The 15,436-nt window shown below is 68.8% G+C and carries 13 protein-coding genes; 3 read left to right on the top strand and 10 right to left on the bottom strand.

Going from position 1 to position 15,436, the window contains the following annotated elements:
* Positions 1–26: 26 nt before the first annotated feature.
* Entirely contained in the window at positions 27–743 is a 717-nt protein-coding gene (gene nfi, locus AC1G9L_RS13980) for a deoxyribonuclease V (RefSeq protein WP_481069340.1), read from the bottom strand.
* A gap of 224 nt (positions 744–967) precedes the next feature.
* Between nfi and gpmA the strand changes: the two genes are divergently transcribed.
* Entirely contained in the window at positions 968–1,717 is a 750-nt protein-coding gene (gene gpmA / locus AC1G9L_RS13975; RefSeq protein WP_010342084.1) for a 2,3-diphosphoglycerate-dependent phosphoglycerate mutase, read from the top strand.
* 36 nt (positions 1,718–1,753) lie between these two features.
* Positions 1,754–2,005 carry an SHOCT domain-containing protein gene (locus tag AC1G9L_RS13970; RefSeq protein WP_019799857.1) on the top strand — a complete coding sequence of 84 codons (252 nt, stop codon included), beginning with the start codon at positions 1,754–1,756 and terminating at the stop codon, positions 2,003–2,005.
* 136 nt (positions 2,006–2,141) lie between these two features.
* Here the strand turns inward: AC1G9L_RS13970 and AC1G9L_RS13965 are convergent, their stop codons facing one another.
* The 3 genes from AC1G9L_RS13965 to AC1G9L_RS13955 form a co-directional block, all read right to left on the bottom strand.
* Positions 2,142–2,864, bottom strand: coding sequence for a 4'-phosphopantetheinyl transferase family protein (locus AC1G9L_RS13965; protein ID WP_481069339.1), 723 nt, complete (start codon positions 2,862–2,864; stop codon positions 2,142–2,144).
* 135 nt (positions 2,865–2,999) lie between these two features.
* On the bottom strand, positions 3,000–4,982 hold the full coding sequence (locus AC1G9L_RS13960) for a glycoside hydrolase family 127 protein (RefSeq protein ID WP_481069338.1): 1,983 nt from the start codon (positions 4,980–4,982) through the stop codon (positions 3,000–3,002).
* A gap of 29 nt (positions 4,983–5,011) precedes the next feature.
* On the bottom strand, positions 5,012–6,415 hold the full coding sequence (locus AC1G9L_RS13955) for an MFS transporter (protein ID WP_019799939.1): 1,404 nt from the start codon (positions 6,413–6,415) through the stop codon (positions 5,012–5,014).
* Positions 6,416–6,603: 188 nt separating this feature from the next.
* On the opposite strand from AC1G9L_RS13955, the gene AC1G9L_RS13950 reads away from it, so the two are divergent.
* Entirely contained in the window at positions 6,604–7,422 is an 819-nt protein-coding gene (locus tag AC1G9L_RS13950) for a helix-turn-helix transcriptional regulator (RefSeq protein WP_010341214.1), read from the top strand.
* A 237-nt stretch (positions 7,423–7,659) separates the two neighbouring features.
* On the opposite strand, the gene AC1G9L_RS13945 is transcribed toward AC1G9L_RS13950, so the two are convergent.
* From AC1G9L_RS13945 to AC1G9L_RS13920, 6 genes are read right to left on the bottom strand one after another with little or no spacing between them, the layout of a single operon-like run.
* Positions 7,660–8,736, bottom strand: coding sequence for a protein-glutamate methylesterase/protein-glutamine glutaminase (locus AC1G9L_RS13945; RefSeq protein ID WP_010341213.1), 1,077 nt, complete (start codon positions 8,734–8,736; stop codon positions 7,660–7,662).
* Between the two features lie 28 nt (positions 8,737–8,764).
* The gene (locus tag AC1G9L_RS13940) at positions 8,765–9,571 is read right to left on the bottom strand and encodes a CheR family methyltransferase (RefSeq protein WP_010341212.1); all 807 of its coding nucleotides are present in this window, start codon (positions 9,569–9,571) and stop codon (positions 8,765–8,767) included.
* Between the two features lie 12 nt (positions 9,572–9,583).
* Complete coding sequence (locus AC1G9L_RS13935; protein ID WP_481069337.1) at positions 9,584–10,855, bottom strand: EAL domain-containing response regulator; 1,272 nt, start codon at positions 10,853–10,855, stop codon at positions 9,584–9,586.
* A gap of 49 nt (positions 10,856–10,904) precedes the next feature.
* Positions 10,905–11,438, bottom strand: a complete 534-nt coding sequence (locus AC1G9L_RS13930; RefSeq protein ID WP_019800357.1) for a chemotaxis protein CheW — start codon at positions 11,436–11,438, stop codon at positions 10,905–10,907.
* Positions 11,439–11,447: 9 nt separating this feature from the next.
* On the bottom strand, positions 11,448–13,364 hold the full coding sequence (locus tag AC1G9L_RS13925) for a methyl-accepting chemotaxis protein (RefSeq protein ID WP_481069336.1): 1,917 nt from the start codon (positions 13,362–13,364) through the stop codon (positions 11,448–11,450).
* A gap of 48 nt (positions 13,365–13,412) precedes the next feature.
* Positions 13,413–15,410, bottom strand: a complete 1,998-nt coding sequence (locus AC1G9L_RS13920) for a methyl-accepting chemotaxis protein (RefSeq protein ID WP_481069335.1) — start codon at positions 15,408–15,410, stop codon at positions 13,413–13,415.
* Between the last annotated feature and the right edge of the window lie 26 nt (positions 15,411–15,436).

Below are 15,436 nucleotides of genomic sequence, written 5' to 3'. Positions count from 1 at the left end.
CGCAGCCGCCGGCCACCGCGCCTGGTTCAGAACAGCGACGTGGTTTCCGCGGCCGGCGCCGGCATCTCGCCGCGGCGCGAGGCCAGCCGGTCGGCCAGCCGGGTCGGTTCCGGCAGGCGATAGCCGCGCAGGTAGCGCTGGGTCCAGTGCAGCGCGCTGTCCACCGCCACGCGGTGGCCGGGCGAAACGATCAGCGGATTGCAGCGCAGCTTGCTGCGCAGCGCCCAGCCGACCACCTCGCCGCGGTGCACGATGGGGCTGTGGTCGCCGGCCTGCGCGCCGGGTTCCTCGAAGCGACCGGCCAGCAGGGTCTTGGCCACGCCGATGCTGGGCAACCCGGTGACCACGCCGAAGTGCGCGGCGATGCCGAGCCGGCGCGGATGCGCGATGCCCTGGCCGTCGACGAACACCAGGTCCGGGCGCTGCCGCAGCAGGCCCAGCGCGGCCAGCAGCGCGGGAAGTTCGCGGAAACTCAGCAGACCGGGCACGTAGGCCATCGAGGTGGGCACGCGGGCGATCTCGGACTGGTGCAACTGCAGGGTCTGCGCATCGAGCAGCACCGCCGCGGCACGGGTGACCTGGCCATCGTCCTCGAAGCCGACGTCGAAGCCGGCCAGCCAGCGCGGCGGGTCGGGCACCTCGTCCTGCAGGCTGACCTGGCGCGCCAGCGTCGCCTGCAGCGCGCGCGCCTGCACGATGCTGCCGTCCCAGTCGCCGAACACGGGGTGCGAGGAAGGTTCCATGCGCTGATGATCGCGCCGTGTTCGTGGTTGGCGTGTGGAGGGGCGGGAATCGGGAATCGCGACGGCTTGGTTCTCCAGCAAGCCGAACGGCCAAGCGCCGCCTGCTGGTCAGCGCCGCACGGGAGTCCGCTTCAACGATTCCCCATTCCCGATTCCCCATTCCCAGCCAAGAGCTACAATCCAGGGCTGCACCATCCACGCATCCCCCAACGGAGACCGTCGCAGTGACCCGCAAACTCGTACTGTTGCGCCATGGCCAGAGCCAGTGGAACCTGGATAACCGCTTCACCGGCTGGGTCGATGTCGACCTGACCGAGCAGGGCCGCCAGGAAGCCGTGGCTGCCGGCCGGCTGATGCGCGAGGAGGGCCTGCAGTTCGACGTCGCCCATACCTCGGTGCTCAAGCGCGCCATCCACACCCTGCAGGGCGCGCTGAAGGAACTGGACCAGGACTGGCTGCCGGTGCACAAGAGCTGGCGTCTCAACGAGCGCCACTACGGCGGCCTGCAGGGCCTGGACAAGGCCGAGACCGCGGCCAAGCACGGCGAGGACCAGGTCAAGATCTGGCGGCGCTCCTACGACATCCCGCCGCCGCCGATGGATGCCGAGGATCCGGGCCATCCGCTGCACGACCGCCGCTACGCCACCCTGGACCGCAATGCGCTGCCGGCCACCGAGTCGCTGGCGACCACGCTCGAGCGTGTTCTGCCGTACTGGCACGACGCGATCGCGCCGCAGCTCAAGGCCGGGCAGACCGTGCTGGTCACCGCCCACGGCAACTCGCTGCGTGCGCTGTACAAGTATTTGAACGACGTGTCGCGCGAAGAGATCCTCGAACTCAACATCCCCACCGGCATCCCGCTGCTGTTCGAACTGGACGATAGCCTGCAGGTGCAGTCCTACCGCTACCTGGGCGATCCGGAAGCGGCCAAGAAGGCCGCCGAAGCGGTGGCCAATCAGGGCAAGGCGAAGTAAGCGTCAGGATCGGCGCGCAATTGGCAGGAGAAGGCGATGGGTGGATTCAGCATCTGGCACTGGTTGGTGCTGATGGTCATGCTCGGCATTCCGTTGCTGATCGGCGGGGTGGTGTGGATGGCGATCCGCGCGCAGCGGCGCCGGCCGGTGGCCGTGGCGGCGCCGCCGTTGCCGCCTGCCGCCTCGGTGGAGCAGCGCCTGCGCGCGCTGGAACAGTTGAAAGCGCAGGGACTGATCGACGCGGCCGAGTACGCACGCCGGCGCGAGCAGATCCTGGCCGCGCTGTAAGGGTATGACCCAGCGGCGGGCGGCGCATCGTCGCGCCTGCCGATACATCGCGCAGTGCGGTGGCGTGCGCTGCGCGGCGTGGCGCACCTGGCGCGTCTTGCCGCGTCAGCGCGGTCATGCGATCGCGCCGGACGCGCTACCAGACGCAGCTGGTGAGCAGCAGGCCCGGCTGCACGTCCACCCAGTGCAGGCGATGCTGCTGCCCGACCGTCAACGCCGGCGCCAGCGGCGTGGCAATGCGCGTGTCCAGGTGGCCGCTGGCCGGGTCGCAGCCTTCGATGCGCAGGGCGTCGAAGTCGAAGAAGCGGCCGACGGTCGCCGCCGTGGCCTTATAGAAACTTTCCTTCGCCGAAAAGCCCAGGGTCAGCGCATACGGCCAGCCGCGGACGCGCGCGAGCGCGGCCAGCGCGTCGCAGTCGCCGGCGTCCAGCGCCACGCTACTGATCGCTTCGAGTTGGTCTTCCGCCACTACGCGTTCCACGTCCAGGCCGATGCCGTGCGCTCCGGCGGATGCCGGCAGGGCGATGGCGGCCGCCAGGCCATCGGTATGCGAGAGGCTGCCGAGGAAGCCGGTGGGCCAGAGCGGTGCGCGGTCGGCGCCGATCGGCAGGTCGGTTGCGGCACTGCCGGCGGCGCGCAGTGCCGCAAGCGCCGCACGCCGCCCGGCCAGGTACTCGGCCTGGCGCTTGCGCACGCTGCGCGCGATCGACGCTGGCCGCTGCAGACCATGCCGATGAAAATCGTCGTCCTCGAAGGCCGCGGCATCGAACGCCAGCAGCCAGGCGTCCGGCACGGCAATGCGATGCGCGCCGAGGGCGAGGCGGGCGAACGGCGGGGCGGCGAGGGCCAGGGCATCCATGGCCCTAGCTTAGAGCCTGCGTTGGCCCGTGCGGTGCGTGCGCTGCGGCCAGTGATGCGCCGCAGGAGTCGTTGCTTCGCGAGCTGCGTCCGCCACGATCGAGCCGGATGCAGCGATACGTCCTGCGACGTGCCTTCAACCGTCGCTGGCGTCCACCCACACCCGCATCTCGCCTTCGCCGCGGTTGGCCCAGGCGAAGTAGGGCACAAAGGTCAGGGTCTGCGGCTGCCGCGCCGGCGGCGGCGCATCGTAGCGGTACAGCGGCGCGGCTGCGTCGACATCGCCATGCAGGCGTTCGCCGGTGGCCTGCAGCAGCACCTGGCCGTCCAGCGCGCCGCTGCCGGGCACGGCCTGCAGCGCGGCGCTGGCGGGCAGACGCAGCTGATGCAGGTCGGCGCCGTTGTCGGCCTGCTCCAGGCAGTACACCAGCGGCCCTCGCTGCACCGCGACCTTGCCGGCCAGGTGGCGCACGCGCGGATGCCCGCTGACCCGCATCGGCGGCATCGGCAGGCGCAGTTGCAGGGTGTCGCCGGACTGCCAGCGCCGGCGCAGCACGCAATAGCCATGCTGGCGGTGCGCCTCGATCGCCACCGGCTCGCCGTTGAGCAGCAACTGCGGCGCCTGGCACCAGTCCGGCAGGCGCAGCGCCAGCGCCGCGTCCAGCGGGGCGCTGCACGCCACGTCGAAGTCGATCGTGTCCTGCCACGGATACTCGCCGCGCTGGCGCAGGGTCAGGGTCTGCCCGCCGACCTCGAACCGCGCGTCGCTGCCGACATAGAGGTTCACGTACAGGGTGTCGTCGTGGCGGGTGTAGAGGTAGTGGCCGAGCGAGGTCAGTACGCGGGCGATGTTGGGCGGGCAGCAGGCGCAGCCGAACCAGCGTTGGCGCACCGGCTTCACATGATCGAAGGTGTGGTTGCCGTGCACGGTGGGCGGGTGCACTTCCAGCGGATTGACGTAGAAGAAGTGCCGTCCGTCCAGGGCCATGCCGCCCAGCACGGTGTTGTACAGCGCGCGCTCCATCACGTCGGCGTAGCGGCCGTCCGGTGCCAGCTGCAGCATGCGGTTGGCGAACATCATCAGCCCGATCGAGGCGCAGCTCTCGTTGTAGGCGGTGTCGTTGGGCAGGTCGTAGTCGACGCTGAAGGCCTCGCCGTAGCTCTGTGCGCCGATCGCGCCGGTCAGATACATCTGCCGCTGCGTGGCGTTGTCCCACATCCGCGCGCAGGCCGCACGCAGGGTGGCGTCGCCGCTGTGCCGGGCCAGGTGCGCCACGCCGGCATACAGGTACACGAAGCGCACCGCGTGGCCGACCGCGGTGTCCTGCAGCGCCACCGGCAGGTGCGCCTGGCTGTAGGCCTTGTCCTGGATCATCCAGGCCGGGCCGTGTCCGCCCCAGAAGAAAGTGTGGCCGCGCCTGGCGTACTCCTCGTCGTAGTAGTGCGGCGTGGTGCCGCGCTGTTCGACGAAGTAGCGCGCCAGCGTCAGGTAGCGCGCCTCGCCGGTGGCCTCGTACAGGCGCATCAGCGCCAGTTCGATCTCCGGATGCCCGGGGTAACCATGCAACTGCGTCGGGCCGGGGCCGAAGGTGGCGTCGATGTGGTCGGCGAGCCGGCACACGATGTCGAGCAGAGCGCGCTTGCCGGTGGCCTGGTAGTAGGCCACGCCGGCCTCGATCATGTGCCCGGCGCAGTACAGCTCGTGGCACTCGGCCAGGTTGGTCCAGCGCTCCTGCGGCGCCTTCACCGTGAAATAGGTGTTGAGGTAGCCGTCGGCCTGCTGCGCGGCGCCGATCAGTTCGATGGTGGCGTCGGCATCGCGTTCCAGCGCCGGGTCGGGATGCTGCGCCAGCAGGTAGGCCACCGCTTCCAGCCACTTGGCCACGTCGCTGTCCTGGAACACCATGCCGTAGAACGTGCCGTCGCTGCGGCCGGCGGCGATGCGGAAGTTCTCGATGGCGTGGCTGGGTTCGGCATCGGCGACGTTGTCGTTGAGCGCGTCCCACTGGTAGGGCAGCACCACCTCCTGCACCAGGCGCTGGTAGCGCTGCCAGAACGGATCGGCGATGCGCAGGTGGGCGAGCGGCAGTTCCGGGGACGACACGGGCGAATGCGGCATGGAGCGGAGATCCTGAAGAGTGGGGAAGGTCAGTGCACCGGGCGTGCGGCCAGGTCGGCGGCGATGCTCGCCAGCAGCGGCCGGCGCAGCCGGCAGCGCAGGATCACCGCGGCCAGCAGCAGGTGCAGGCCGGCGGGGATCAGGGTTTCCAGCAGGGTGATGGCCTGCAGCGAGGCGGGGCTCTGCTGCGCGGCGCCGGCGCGGTAGCCGGCGTAGACGAACAGCGCGCTGATCACCACCGCGCTCGAGGCCCAGGCCAGCTTGATGCAGAACAGGTTGAAGGCGAAGTTGATGCCGGAGGAGCGCACCCGGTTCTTCCATGCGCCGTAATCGTCGGCGAAGGCCATCAGCGAGAAGTGCAGCGGCAGCGCGAAGCCCAGCACCAGGCAATGCACGAAGATCACCCCGAGCCACAGCGTCTGCTGCGCCGGCCCGGTGGGCAGCCACCATTGCGCCACGCCGAACGCGGCCAGCGTCAGGTTGGTGTGCAGGTACAGCGCCAGTGGGTCGAAGCGGCGGCACAGCGCGTTGACCACCATCGCGCCGAGCACGGTGGCCAGCGCCACCATCGCGAAGAACAGCGAGGCGTAGCCGCTGCTGCCGCCGAGCACGTAGGTGATGAAGTACAGATAGGCGCCGCCGCGGATGTTGTAGACGTTGATCAGCAGGAACGACATCAGCAGCACCAGCCGCAGCTGGTCGTTCCGCAGCAGGCCGCGCAGGTGTTCGCCGATGCCGGCGCCGCCGAGCAGGCTGACCGGCACGCGCTCGCGCACGGCGAAGAAACAGCACAGGAACATCGCCACCGCCAGCGCCGCCAGTACGCCCACGCCGAGCTGGTAGCCGCGCGCGGCGTCGCCGTTGCCCAGTTCCCGCACCAGCCACGGCAACCCCACCGACACCAGGAAGCCGGCGATGCCGCACAGCACGAAGCGCCAGGATTGCGCCGAGACCACGTCGCGGTGGTCGCCGGTCATGCTGTTGATCAGCGCGCAGTAGGGCACGTTGATCGCGGTGTAGCACAGCGACAGCAGAAAGTAGCTGGCGAAGGCGTAGGCGATCTTGGCGCCGGCGCTCAGTTGCGGCGCGCTGAAGGTCAGCACGCAGGCGATGCCGATCGGCACCGCGACCCATAGCTGCCAGGCGCGGAAGCGGCCCCAGCGGCTGCGGGTGCGGTCGGCGATCAGGCCCATCACCGGATCGGACACAGCGTCGGCCACGCGCAGCACGGTGAACAGGGTGCCGACCACCGCCGGGGTCAGGCCGAACACGTCGGTGTAGAAGAAGGTGAGGAAATTGGCGATCAGGCAGGTGACCACCGTGCCGCCGGCATCGCCGAGGCCGTAGCCGAACTTCTCCAGGCGCGACAGGCGCGGCGTGGTCGCGGCCGGCGCGGCATCTGTGGCGGCGTGGCCGATGGCGGTCGCAGTCAACGGGGCGGCTCCTGGCGCGCGCGGTCCGGCGCCAGCGCAACGTCGCATGGCCGCGCAACCGCGACAAGAGTCTGTGCGGTATAAAACCGGTACGATTCCGACCAAGGTCGCCGGGCTGCGCGCGCGTGGTGACGTTCATTGGATTGCTGCAGTGCAGCGTGCTGCGCGCACGGGGAGACGTTTCCGACATGCTTGAATTGACCGTCGCCTACCCGATCCGGGTCCAGAACGGAGGCCTGTTCATTTCCCGCGGGGTGGGCGCGCATCCGGCGCGGGTGATCCAGTCCTACGAGTTGATCTTCGTCGAGCGCGGCATGCTGTCGATTCGCGAACAGGACAGCGACTTCCACGTCGGCCCCGGCGAGACGCTGCTGCTGTGGCCTGGCCGTGCGCATGCCGGCCTGGGCCAGTTCCCGGACGACCTGCGCTTCTATTGGGTGCATTTCGAACTGGAACCGGGCGCGGCGCAGGCGGACAACGCGGTGGCGCTGTCGATGCCGCAGCGCACCGCGATCCGCGATCCGGAGCGTTTCGTCGGCCTGTTCCGCTGGTTCCTGGCCGAGCAGGAGGAACGGCGCACGCTGCCGATGCTGGAGCCGATCGTGCTGTCGATGCTGCAATGCGTGGCCGGCGCCTGGCCGGATCCGCACGACTCCGAGCGCGCGGGCGTGGCGCTGGCGTACCGCGCCAAGCAACTGATCGGCACGCAGTTCCATACCGCGCTCACCGCCTCGTCGCTGGCCGCGCAACTGCACTGCAATCCGGATTATCTGGGCCGCATCTACCGGCGCAGCTTCGGCACCACGCTGACCGAGGCGATCCACCGCCAGCGCATCGCCTTCGCCGAAAAGCTGCTGCTGGTCAACACCTGCGCGGTCGACGATGTCGCGCAGCGCGCCGGCTTCAGCGACAGCGGCTACTTCCGACGCGTGTTCCGCCAGCGCCTGGGCATGACCCCCAGCGCCTACCGGCGCCTGTACTGCAAGGAGCACATCAATTCGGGGTGAGGGTGTTGCGGACCTGAGGCGCACGCCGCGCATTTCGATTTGCAGTTGCGCGCGTATCGCTCGGCTGTGCTGTAGGAGCGGCTTCAGCCGCGACGCGCTTTCATCGGAACGCTTCGTCGCGGCTGAAGCCGCTCCTACGATAAAAGCGGCTTTCGGCTCTAGCGCAGGGCTTTCATGGAAAGGCGCGGTCGCGGCTGAAGCCGCGCCTACGGTCCGCGCCTCGCCGCGCTGGCTGCACTAGCTCAGCTGCTGGCCGATCTCGCGCGCCATCGCGCTCAGCGGCAGGATCTTTTCGGCGCCGCCGCGCTTGATCGCTTCCTTGGGCATGCCGAAGACGACGCTGCTGTGTTCGTCCTGGGCCACGGTGCGCGCGCCGGCCTGGCGCATTTCCAGCAAGCCCACCGCGCCATCGTCGCCCATGCCGGTCATGATGATGCCCAACGCGTTGCCGCCGGCGGCGCGTGCGGCGGAACGGAACAGCACGTCCACCGACGGCCGGTGCCGGTTCACCGGCGGTCCGTCCAGCACCTCGACGAAATACTGCGCGCCGCTGCGACGCAGCAGCATGTGCTTGCCGCCCGGCGCGATCAGCGCGCGCCCCGGCACCACGCGGTCATTGTTGGCCGCTTCCTTCACCGAGATCTGGCACAGCGTGTCCAGGCGCGCCGCGAAGGCGGCGGTGAACTTTTCCGGCATGTGCTGGACGATGACGATGCCGGGGCTGACCCGCGGCAGCGCGGTCAGTACTTCCTCCAGCGCCTGGGTGCCGCCGGTGGACGTGCCGATCGCCACCACCCGTTCGGTGGTCTGCGACAGCGGGCGATTGCCCTGCGCGGGCAGGATCACGTCGGCGGTGTGCTTGATCTCCGGCTCCGCCGGCGCCGGTGCCGCACGCACCGACAGGCGCTTGACGTTGGCGCGCGCGGCGCTCTTCACCGTGGCGATCATTTCCTCGGCCGAATCGGTGAGGAACTGCTTGAGGCCGAGCTTGGGCTTGGTCACCACCGCCACCGCGCCGGCGGCCAGCGCGTCCATGGTCACCCGTGCGCCCTTCTCGGTGAGCGTGGAGCAGATCACCACCGGGGTCGGGCGCTCGCTCATGATCTTGCGCAGGAAGGTGATGCCGTCCATCTTCGGCATCTCCACGTCGAGCACGATCACGTCCGGCCATTGCTGGCGCATCTTGTCCATCGCCAGCAGCGGGTCGGCCGCGGCGGCGATGACCTCGATGCCGGGGGCGTCGTTGAGCACGGCGACCAGCACCTGGCGCACCACCGCCGAATCGTCGATCACCATGGCCTTGATCGTGGTCATGCGGGGTTCCCTCCTGGCACGTCGGCCTTCATGGTTTGCGGTACACCGACGGCGCGATCTGCACCACGTCGCCGTTGACGTCGTTGAGACTCTCGGAGTGGCCGATGCAGAAGATGCCGCCGCGCTTGAGCGTGCCGAGCACCCGCGCCACCACTTCGCGCTTGGTCTGGCCGTTGAAGTAGATCATCACGTTGCGCAGGAACACCACATCGAACTGGCCCAGGTTGGGCAGCGTCGCGTTGAGGTTGGCGTGCAGGAAGCGCACGTGGTCGCGGATGCGGCGGTCGATCAGCATGCTGCCTTCGTACTCGCCGCGGCCCTTGAGGCAGTAGCGCTTGAGCATGGCCGGCGGCATGTGCTCGATGCGCAGCAGCGGGTAGTGGCCGGTGCGCGCCTTGGCCAGCACGCGGGTGCTGATGTCGGTGCCGACCACTTCGTACGGGCGGCCCTGCAGGGTGTCGTCCAGCACCATGGCCATGCTGTAGGCCTCCTCGCCGCTGGAACTGGCCGCGCTCCAGCAGCGGAACGGCGCGCTGCCGGTATGCGCGGCGGCGACGCTGCGCAGCAGGTCGAAGTGCTTGGGCTCGCGGAAGAAGTAGGTTTCGTTGGTGGTCAGCAGATCGATCGCGGTCTGCACCTCGCCGCTGCCTTCGCGGCTTTCCAGCAGCTTGAGGTACTGGGTATAGGTCTGCAGCGAATGCGCCTTCAGGCGCTTGCCAAGGCGCCCGCACAGCATCGCCTTCTTGGCCGGCGAGATGGTGATGCCGGCGGCGTCGAAGATGAAACGCTGGAACCGGCCGAATTCCTGCTCGGTGATGGTGTCGTGGCTGGTCATGGATGTGGCCGGTCAGTGGGGGGAGGCAGCAGCGGGGGCGCTGGCGTTGCCGGTGAGGCCGTGTTCCTGCAGCAGGCGCTGGTGCTCCAGCAGCCAGGCGTGCAGCGCACCGCCGCCCAGCGGGCGCGCCAGCAGGTAGCCCTGGCCGAAGTCGCAGCCCAGTTCCTGCAGCAGGGTCCAGTCCTCCACCGTCTCGATGCCCTCGGCGACGGTGCTCAGGCCCAGCCGCTGGGCCATGCCCAGTGCCGACTCGAGCACCGTGCGCAGGTTGCGGCTGCGGTGCGCGTCGTGAACGAAGATACGGTCGATCTTCAACTCGGTGAAGGGAATGCGGGTGAGTTGCTGCAGCGAGGAGAAGCCGGTGCCGTAGTCGTCCAGCGACAGGCCGAAGCCCTGCAGCCGCAGCCGCGCCAGCATGCCCAGCGCGCTGCCGCAGACCAGCGAGCTTTCGGTGATTTCCAGCACCAGGTCCGACGGCGCCAGGCCGTGCTTGCGCAGCAGTCCCAGCAGTTCGTCCAGCAGATTCGGGTCCTGCAGCATGCGCGGCGACAGGTTCAACGCCAGGGTCAGCGGGAACCCGGCCTGTTTCCACGCCGCCATCCGCGCCAGCGCCTGGTCGGCGACGCAGGCGGTGAGCGCATGGATCAGGCCTTCGCGCTCGGCCACGGCGATGAAGCGGTCCGGCGCGATCGGCCCGGCGCTGGGATGGCGCCAGCGCGCCAGCGCTTCCACGCCACCGACCCGGCCGCTGCGCATGTCCACCTTGGGCTGGTAGGCGACCTCGATCTCGCCACGCTGCAGTGCCTCGCGCAGCATCGCCGCCATGGTCGCCTCGCCCGGGGCTTCGGCCTCGTTCCGCGGCGCCGGTGTCGGCGGCGCATGGGCGCGCAGCGCGGCCGCGAGCTGGGCGGCGCGCAGCGGCTTCTCCAGTCCCGCCAGCACCTGCAGGCCGTTGCCGCGGCCGACCTGCAGCACCGAGTCGATCAGGGCCGCGCCACGCTGCGACGCGACCACGATCGGCACGCGCACGTCGCTGCGGGCCAGCGCCTCGAGCAACTGCACGCCGTCCATGCCGGGCATTTCCAGGTCCACGATCAGCAGCCCCAGCGGCGACCCCTCGGTCACCCGCGCCAGCGCCGCATGGCCGTCGGCCGCGCCTTCCACTGCCACGGCGCCCATCCGCAGGCACAGGGCCAGCGCGTGTTCGCGCTGGACCTGGCTGTCGTCGACCACCAGGACCGTGCCGAAGTGGTGCAGGGCGGCGGTGTCGGGGGGCGTGGGCATGCGAAATCCGTTTCGAGAGAGGGGCAGGGTGCTGCGCGGCCAAGGCCGCTCAGGCGGCGATGCCTTCTTCCAGGTGGGCGTCGAGGGCGGCCATGCTGGCGAACTCCTGAGGTGCCAGCACCGCATCGGCGGCGAGCAGGATGACGAAGCGCTCGCCGACCTTGCCCATGCCATGGATGAAATCGCGGCGGATGCCGGTGCCGAACGCCGGCGGCGGGGCGATGTCGGCGGTGGCGATCTCCAGCACCTCGCTGACCGCATCCACCAGCAGGCCGAGCACCTGGCGCTCCTCGCCGCTGGCGACCTCGATGATGACGATGCAGGTGCGCTTGCTGATCTCGCTGGGCGCGCGGCCGAAGCGCTGCTGCAGATCCACCACCGGCACCACAGCGCCACGCAGGTTGATCACCCCACGCAGCGCGGGCGGCATCATCGGCACGTCGGTCGGCGTGCGGTACTCGATGATCTCCTTGATGCCGAGAATGCCGACGCCGAACATTTCCTTGCCGAGCAGGAAGGTCAGGAACTGGTCCGTCGCCAGGTCGCCGGCATCGGAGGGTGAGAGCGAAGCGGGAGCGTTCATGGCCATGCCTCAGAAGGTTTCGAAGTGGGTTTCGTCCAGCGTGTCGGCCAGCACCAGCTTGCCGCCGGCCACGCGCGCGATCGGCTTGGCCCCGGCCTGCCCGCTGCGGCCGCGCGCCGCGGCCGGACGTCGCGTCGCGGTCCTGGATGCGGCTGCGACTTCCAGCTTGAAGAAACTCATCAGTTGCTGCAGCTGTTCGGCCTGCGCGCTCATTTCCTCGGCGGTGGCCGCCAGCTCCTCGGAGTTGGACGCGGCCTGCTGCGTGGTCTGGTTGAGCTGGCCGACTGCGGCATTGATCTGGCCGACGCCGGAGGTCTGTTCCTCGGAGGCGGCGGTGATCTCCTGCACCAGGTCGGAAGTGCGCTTGATCGACGGCAGCATCTCGTCCAGCAGCTTGCCGGCGTTCTCGGCCAGCTCGACGCTGGAACTGGCCACATCGCCGATCTCCTGCGCGGCCACCTGGCTGCGCTCGGCCAGCTTGCGCACTTCCGCGGCGACCACGGCGAAACCCTTGCCGTGCTCGCCGGCACGGGCGGCCTCGATCGCCGCGTTCAGCGCCAGCAGGTTGGTCTGGTAGGCAATGTCGTCGATGATGCTGATCTTCTGCGCGATCTGCTTCATCGCCTGCACGGTCGCACGCACAGACTCGCCGCCGTCCAGCGCCTGGCTGGACGCCTTGCTGGCCATGCCGTCGGTGATCTTGGCGTTCTCGGTGTTCTGCGAGATCGAGGCGGTCATCTGCTCCAGCGAGGCGCTGGTCTCTTCCACGCCGGCGGCCTGTTCGCTGGCCGCCTGGCTCAGCGACTGCGCGGAGGCGCTGACTTCCTCCGAGGCGCTGGCCAGCGCCTCGGCATTGCTGTTGACCTCGCTGACCACCTGCGACAGGCGCGCGATGGTGTCGTTGACGTAGTTCTTCATTTCGGCATAGGCGCCGTCGTAGGACTTGTCGATGCTGCGGGTCAGGTCGCCCTCGGCCAGGCCGCCCATCACCCGCACCACGTCCTGGATGTTGTCGCCGGTGGTGGTGGTCAACTCGTTCAGGCCCTGGCCCATGTCGCGCTGGAACCCGGACAGGCCGTCCAGGGCGATGCGCTCGGAGAAGTCGCCACGGTTGGCGGCCTGGACCACGCGGCGCTGGCCGTCGATCACCAGCTTCAGCCGCTCGACCATGGTCCGCATCGCATACAACGCGCTGCCCCTGTCGTTGGCGCGCACCGCCACCTCCAGGTTGAGGTCGCCCTGCGCCACCTTGTTGGCGATCTCGGCCACGTAGGCCGGCTCGCCGCCGAGCAGGCGCATCAGGCCGCGCACGATGAAGACCGAAATGCCGGCGCCCAGCAGCACGCACACCACGATCACGGCGATGATCCACTGGCGCGAGCTGGCATAGAGCACATCGCCCTCTGCGCTGGCGGCTTCGCCGCCCTTGGTGTTCAGCACCACCAGGCTGTCGAGAATGGTCGACGCATCGTCGTACAGCTTGCGCTGGTCGCCGTTGAACAAGGCCAGCGCCTCGCTGGTCTTCAGCGTTCGCGACAGGTCGAGGACCTGCTTGTGCAAGGCCAGGTACTTGTCGAACTCGCCATTGAAGTTCGTATAGATGCCTTTTTCCTCATCCGAGGAAATGAGCTTGACGTAATGGTCGCGGTTACTTGCGTACTCGGCCAGGATCTGCTCCATCTGCTGGTCGAAGGCGCGCATTTCCTGCGGGTTTTCGGTGACCACGTGTTGCAGTTCGGCCACGCGCAGGTCGGACAGATTGGTATTCATCGCCTGCACGTAATGGATGCTGGGCATCCAGTTGGTGGCGATGTCGGTGGAGGCCTGGTTGACCTTGGCCAGCTTGTCCACCGTGAACACGCCCATGCCCACCATAAGCAGCAGGACGGCGGCGAAGCCGAGCCCGATTCTGGTAGCGATCTTCATTTGCTTGAACACCGTGATCCCCCTGTTGGATGTACGGAAGTGTGGTTGTCAGAACGTGTCGAACTGCGCTTCGTCCGGCGCCGGCACCAGCGCCAGGCCGGTCTCGCCAAAGCCGAAACTGCGTTTGCGCACCGGTGCCGACTTGCGCGCCAGGGCCTGCGGAGCGGCGGGGCGCCGCGGCGCCACCACCTGGTTGGTACGGAAGAAGCTCATCAACTGCTGCAACTGCTCGGCCTGACCGCTCATTTCCTCGGCGGTGGCGGCCAGTTCCTCGGAGTTGGCCGCGGCCTGCTGGGTGGTCTGGTTGAGCTGGCCGACCGCGGCGTTGATCTGGCCGACGCCCGAGGTCTGTTCCTCGGAGGCGGCGGTGATTTCCTGCACCAGGTCGGAGGTGCGGCGGATCGAGGGCACCATCTGCTCCAGCAGCTTGCCGGCGTTCTCGGCCAGTTCCACGCTGGATTCGGCGACCTGGCCGATCTCCTGCGCGGCGACCTGGCTGCGCTCGGCCAGCTTGCGCACTTCCGCCGCCACCACCGCGAAGCCCTTGCCATGCTCGCCGGCGCGCGCGGCCTCGATCGCCGCGTTCAGCGCCAGCAGGTTGGTCTGGTAGGCGATGTCGTCGATGATGCCGATCTTCTGCGCGATCTGCTTCATCGCCACCACCGTCGAGCGCACCGCATCGCCGCCTTCGTTGGCTTCGCGTGCGGCCTTGGCGGCCATGCTGTCGGTGACCTTGGCGTTCTCGGTGTTCTGCGCGATGGAGGCGGTCATCTGCTCCAGCGACGCACTGGTTTCCTCCACGCCGGCGGCCTGTTCGCTGGCCGCCTGGCTCAGCGACTGCGCGGTGGCGCTGACCTGCTCGGAGGCGCTGGCCAGGGCGTCGGCGTTGATGTTGACCTCGCCGACCACCTGCGCGAGGCGCGCAACGGTGGCATTGATGCTGTCGCACAATTCCTTCAGCTTGCCCTGGCACTGCACGTCCGCCAGCCGGGTCAGGTCGCCGGCTTCGATCGCCTTGAGCACGGCGCCGACGTCGTTGATCGGCCCGATCACCGTATCCAGGGTCAGGTTGATGCCGTCGACGATGCGGCGGAAGTCGCCATGGTGCAGGCTGCCGTCGGCGCGCACGTCCAGGCGGCCGGCCGCGGCCGCGTCGGCGAGCAGGCTGGTGTCGCGGATCAGCGCGCGCAGGTTGGCGCGCACCTGTTCGACGGTGTCGTTGATGAACGCCTTCTTGCCCGGGAAGGCGTCCAGTGGCGCGTCGAAGTTGCCGCGGCCGAATTCGGCGATGCAAGCCATCGCCTTCTTCTTGGTGGCGATGTGGTCGCCGACCATGCGGTTGATGCCGTCGGCCATGCTGCGGAAGTCGCCCTCGAAGCGGTGGCTCTCGATCACCACGTCGATGTCGCCGGCGTCGTGCTGCGCCGACATGTGCTGCATCTGCGCGATCAGCCCCTGCATGTTGCGGCGCACCTGCTCGATGATCTCGTTGATGAAGACCTTCTTGCCCGGGAACGTCTCCAGCGGCGCATCGAAATTGCCGCGGCCGAACTCGGCCACGCAGGCCAGCGCCTTCTTCTTGGTGGCGATGTGCTCGCCGACCATGCGGTTGATGCCCTCGGCGATGACCTTGAACTCGCCATCGAAGCGATGGTTGTCGATCATCACGTCGATGTCGCCGGCGTCGTGCTGCGCGGACATGCGCACGATCTCGTCATTGATCTGGCGCACCCCGGTCTGCACCTGCCGCAGCGCCAGCAGCACCTCGCAGGCCTGGTCGTTGCGGATGGTCGGCATCACCACCTCGAAATTGCCGGTGGCGAAGCGCGCCAGGGTGGTGGTGGCGATCCGCAGCGAGCGGGTGATGGCGTGGACGGTATAGGCCAGAACCGCGGCGGCCAGCACCGTGGCACCGATGCCCAGCGCCAGGGTTTGCCCGGAGCTCAAGCCGAGGGCGAACCCGCCCGCCGCAGCAGCCAATGGCAGCACGACGGCGATGGCCGAGCCGGTCCACAGCTTGGAGGACAGCGAGAGAGAGTTGGACATGCCATGGTACCTGTGCGGGTGAAGAG

The organism is Xanthomonas sp. NCPPB 1132 (genome assembly GCF_056629235.1).
Note: the sequence above shows the minus strand (reverse complement) of the source record. Positions and strands in the feature narration are given on the sequence as shown.

What these genes read in the sequence shown, in the direction of transcription:
- AC1G9L_RS13925 (WP_481069336.1), bottom strand. Translation starts at nt 13,364, where the DNA reads ATGAAGATCGCTACCAGAATCGGGCTCGGCTTCGCCGCCGTCCTGCTG.
- nfi (WP_481069340.1), bottom strand. Translation starts at nt 743, where the DNA reads ATGGAACCTTCCTCGCACCCCGTGTTCGGCGACTGGGACGGCAGCATC.
- AC1G9L_RS13920 (WP_481069335.1), bottom strand. Translation starts at nt 15,410, where the DNA reads ATGTCCAACTCTCTCTCGCTGTCCTCCAAGCTGTGGACCGGCTCGGCC.
- AC1G9L_RS13935 (WP_481069337.1), bottom strand. Translation starts at nt 10,855, where the DNA reads ATGCCCACGCCCCCCGACACCGCCGCCCTGCACCACTTCGGCACGGTC.
- AC1G9L_RS13930 (WP_019800357.1), bottom strand. Translation starts at nt 11,438, where the DNA reads ATGAACGCTCCCGCTTCGCTCTCACCCTCCGATGCCGGCGACCTGGCG.
- AC1G9L_RS13940 (WP_010341212.1), bottom strand. Translation starts at nt 9,571, where the DNA reads ATGACCAGCCACGACACCATCACCGAGCAGGAATTCGGCCGGTTCCAG.
- AC1G9L_RS13965 (WP_481069339.1), bottom strand. Translation starts at nt 2,864, where the DNA reads ATGGATGCCCTGGCCCTCGCCGCCCCGCCGTTCGCCCGCCTCGCCCTC.
- AC1G9L_RS13945 (WP_010341213.1), bottom strand. Translation starts at nt 8,736, where the DNA reads ATGACCACGATCAAGGCCATGGTGATCGACGATTCGGCGGTGGTGCGC.
- AC1G9L_RS13950 (WP_010341214.1), top strand. Translation starts at nt 6,604, where the DNA reads ATGCTTGAATTGACCGTCGCCTACCCGATCCGGGTCCAGAACGGAGGC.
- AC1G9L_RS13970 (WP_019799857.1), top strand. Translation starts at nt 1,754, where the DNA reads ATGGGTGGATTCAGCATCTGGCACTGGTTGGTGCTGATGGTCATGCTC.
- AC1G9L_RS13960 (WP_481069338.1), bottom strand. Translation starts at nt 4,982, where the DNA reads ATGCCGCATTCGCCCGTGTCGTCCCCGGAACTGCCGCTCGCCCACCTG.